At 73.0% G+C, this 3,100-nt stretch carries 3 protein-coding genes; 1 reads left to right on the top strand and 2 read right to left on the bottom strand.

The features are described 5' to 3' along the window. Positions 1 to 393: 393 nt before the first annotated feature. Together ASG41_RS12415 and ASG41_RS12420 are read right to left on the bottom strand one after the other, a co-directional pair. Positions 394 to 1,059: a DUF2461 domain-containing protein gene (locus ASG41_RS12415; protein ID WP_056295074.1), complete on the bottom strand. Its 666-nt coding sequence runs from the start codon at positions 1,057 to 1,059 to the stop codon at positions 394 to 396. Continuing rightward, a complete protein-coding gene (locus tag ASG41_RS12420; protein WP_082556890.1) occupies positions 1,056 to 1,706 on the bottom strand; it encodes a GNAT family N-acetyltransferase in 651 nt (216 codons plus the stop codon). The genes ASG41_RS12415 and ASG41_RS12420 overlap by 4 nt, the downstream gene beginning before the upstream one ends. A gap of 101 nt (positions 1,707 to 1,807) precedes the next feature. On the opposite strand from ASG41_RS12420, the gene ASG41_RS12425 reads away from it, so the two are divergent. Then, positions 1,808 to 3,007: a winged helix-turn-helix domain-containing protein gene (locus ASG41_RS12425; RefSeq protein WP_056295077.1), complete on the top strand. Its 1,200-nt coding sequence runs from the start codon at positions 1,808 to 1,810 to the stop codon at positions 3,005 to 3,007. The last annotated feature ends 93 nt before the right edge of the window (positions 3,008 to 3,100 follow it).

Genomic DNA, 3,100 nt, shown 5'->3' on the forward strand with positions numbered 1-3,100 from the left:
CGGGGGACTGGGTGGGAGAGTAGGACGCCGCCGGACATCATTCCCGAAACGGGGTCACGACACAGTCGTGGCCCCGTTTCGGCATTCCCAGACCATTCTCCACTGATCCGCTGAGTTCCGGTGTGCGTGCGTCCGTGCCGGCCGTGACGTGGGTCGAGGGCCCGGCGCGCAGCCGCAGAACAAGCCCGGATGCGGGTGAGCGCCTCCGAGGGCCACGGCCCCGAGGAGTGTCCTGGGCAGTGACCTGAGTAGTGCCGGCCTCACCGACCTTCCACGGCCTCGTGGTGCCGTTCGCCGGTGTGGCGGTCTCGGCGGCGCTGTCCCTCGGCACAGGAGGGACGCCGGCCCCCAGGAGCTCGAGCTGGCCCCTGACATGCCCGTGCACCCAGGAGGTCAGCGGCGGCGGTCGGGAGGTGCGGTGGTGGCGCCGACGTTGTCCGCGAGCCACTGGTTCAACGGGACGAGTGCCCGCCACGTGGTCTGGACCCGGGCGACGACCTCGCGACTGTCGAGCCAGTCCTCCGGCGTCCAGTGCCGGCCGCCGTGGATGCTCTTGTGACGCAACAGCTCCACCCGCACGTGGTCGGCGTCGTACCCGCGGGGTGTCCGCTTGAGCCGGTCGCCGTCGACGGTGATGCCACCTCGTCGGAGCTTCGCCACGATCTGCTCCAGCTGCCCACCGGGGACGTCGTCGTCCACGGCTCGGCGGTAGCGCTCGACCTGGTCGGGCTGCATCCGCCAACTGCCCCCGCGCGCCTGCAGCCCATCCGCGGAGACCTCCACGTACCAGGCGCCCACGCCGGCGCCGGGAAGGTGCAGGACGGCGCCCTGGTGGGTCTTGTACGGCGTCTTGTCCTTGCTGAAGCGCACGTCCCGGTAGGGCCGGAAGAGCTTCGGGGTCCCGAACTCCGCCGCGAGCTCCTCGACGAGCGCCTGCATGGGCACCTTGACGTGCTCGTCGTAGGTGGACTTGTGCTCGGTCCAGAAGGACTTGCTGTTGTCGGCCTCGAGACCCTCGTAGAACACGAGGCCCTCGTCGGGGAAGCCGGTGAAGCTCACGCTGGTCCGTCCTGGTGGTCGTGGGTGGCCTCGTCGTGGGGGTGCTCGTCGTGTGTGTGGTGGTGTCCGGGGTCGTGCGGGCCGTCGGCAGGATCGCCGAGCAGGGTGTGCCAGCGACGTTCGTGGACGGCGGTGGAGCCGGCGTCCAGCGTCCGGCTCCAGCCGTCAGCTGCCCAGCCGGCCGACGCCAGGAAACTCGCGGTGACGGTGTCCCCGGTCGCCACCCACGTCTGCAGCCGCCTGGTCCCCGTCGCCGACAACAGGTCCACCGCGGCGGCCACCAGGCGACTGCCGTGGCCTCGTCGTCCCCAGCGGGGCTCGACCACCACGGCGGCGATCTCGGAGGACGGGCCCTCCGGGGAGGAGGCCTCGCCTGCGCCGAGCTCGGCCGGGCCGTACGCCAGGTACCCGACGGCCTCCTCGCCCTCCCGGGCGACCAGCACGCCGTGCCCCGGGGTGGGCGGCGCGGTGATCGCGGACTCCCAGGAGGCGGTGACGGCCTCGTCGTCCCAGGTGTCCAGCACCTCCGCGGGCAGCAGGGAGCGGTAGGCGGTCCGCCAGGTCACCACCTGGATGCGCGCGATGACGGTGGCGTCGGCGGCGACCGCGGGGCGGACGGAGGACTCGGCTCGTCCGGTCAGCTGCACGCCCGCACCCTAGGCGCGGGGTCGTCGGGGCGGGCGGCACCCCGGGCACGGAGGGTCTGTCGGACCCCGGGTGCAGGATCGGGTCCGTGGAGCACCGACCCGTGGAACGACTGTCTGCCGCCCTGGCGCGCCGGATCGCGCTCGCCGCGCAGGGGCTGGCGGACGAGCGGCCCCCGGTGGTGGTCGGCACCCGGCAGCTGCGGAGCGTGGTGGACCGGTTGGCTGTCGTGCAGATCGACTCGGTCAACGTGCTGTCCCGTTCGCACTACCTCCCGGTGTTCAGCAGGCTGGGGGCCTACCCGAGGCCGCTGCTGGACGCCCTGCACGGCCGGCGGCACGACGTGTTCGAGTACTGGGCGCACGAGGCGTCCTACCTCCCGGTGCGGCTGCACCCCCTGCTGCGCTGGCGGATGGCCGCAGCCGAGCAGGAGGCGTGGGGCTCGATGACCCGGGTGCAGCGGGAGCGGCCGGGCTACGTCGCCGAGCTGTTGGACCGGGTCCGGGAGGGTGGTCCCCTCCGGGCCAGCGAGCTGGGGGAGGAGCGGCCGAACACCCCCGGGCAGATGTGGAACTGGCACCCTGGCAAGGCCGCGCTGGAGTACCTGTTCTTCACCGGGGCACTGACCGCCCGGTCCCGGACCGCCGGGTTCGAGCGGGTGTACGACCTCACCGAGCGGGTGCTGCCCGCCGCCGTGCTGGCCACCCCGACCCCCGGGCGTACCGACGCGATCCGTGAGCTGGTCGTCACCGCCGCCCGAGCCCTGGGCGTGGCCACCGAGACCGACCTGCGCGACTACTTCCGGCTGTCGGTGCTCGAGACCCGGACGGCGATCGCCGAGCTGGTCGAGTCCCGCGCGCTGCTGCCCGTCGAGGTGGACGGGTGGGGCCGCCCGGCCTGGTTGGACTCCGCCGCCCGTCGTCCCCGGCGGGCGCGGGCACGCGCGCTGCTGTCGCCGTTCGACTCGCTGGTGTGGGAGCGGCCCCGCGTGGAACGGCTGTTCGGCTTCCGCTACCGGCTGGAGATCTACACGCCGGCGCACAAGCGGGTGCACGGCTACTACGTGCTGCCCTTCCTGCTCGGCGACGCCCTCGTCGGACGGGTCGACCTCAAGGCGGACCGGCAGGCCGGGGTGCTGCGCGTCCAGGCGGCCCACGTGGAGGACGGCCACCCCGCGCCGGGGACGGTGGCCGACGAGCTGGCGGCCGAGCTGCGGGCGATGGCCGACTGGCTCGAGCTGGAGCGGGTCGAGGTCGTCGACCGGGGTGACCTCGCGCCGGAGCTGACCCGGGCAGTGGGCTGAGATGCTCCTATGCCTCGTCAAGTGGTCAGGACGTGGTGGATCTCGCGGGCGATGTAGCGCTTGAGGCAGCGGATGATCTCGAGGTTGCTGAGG

The organism is Modestobacter sp. Leaf380 (assembly GCF_001424485.1).
Lineage (GTDB): Bacteria > Actinomycetota > Actinomycetes > Mycobacteriales > Geodermatophilaceae > Klenkia.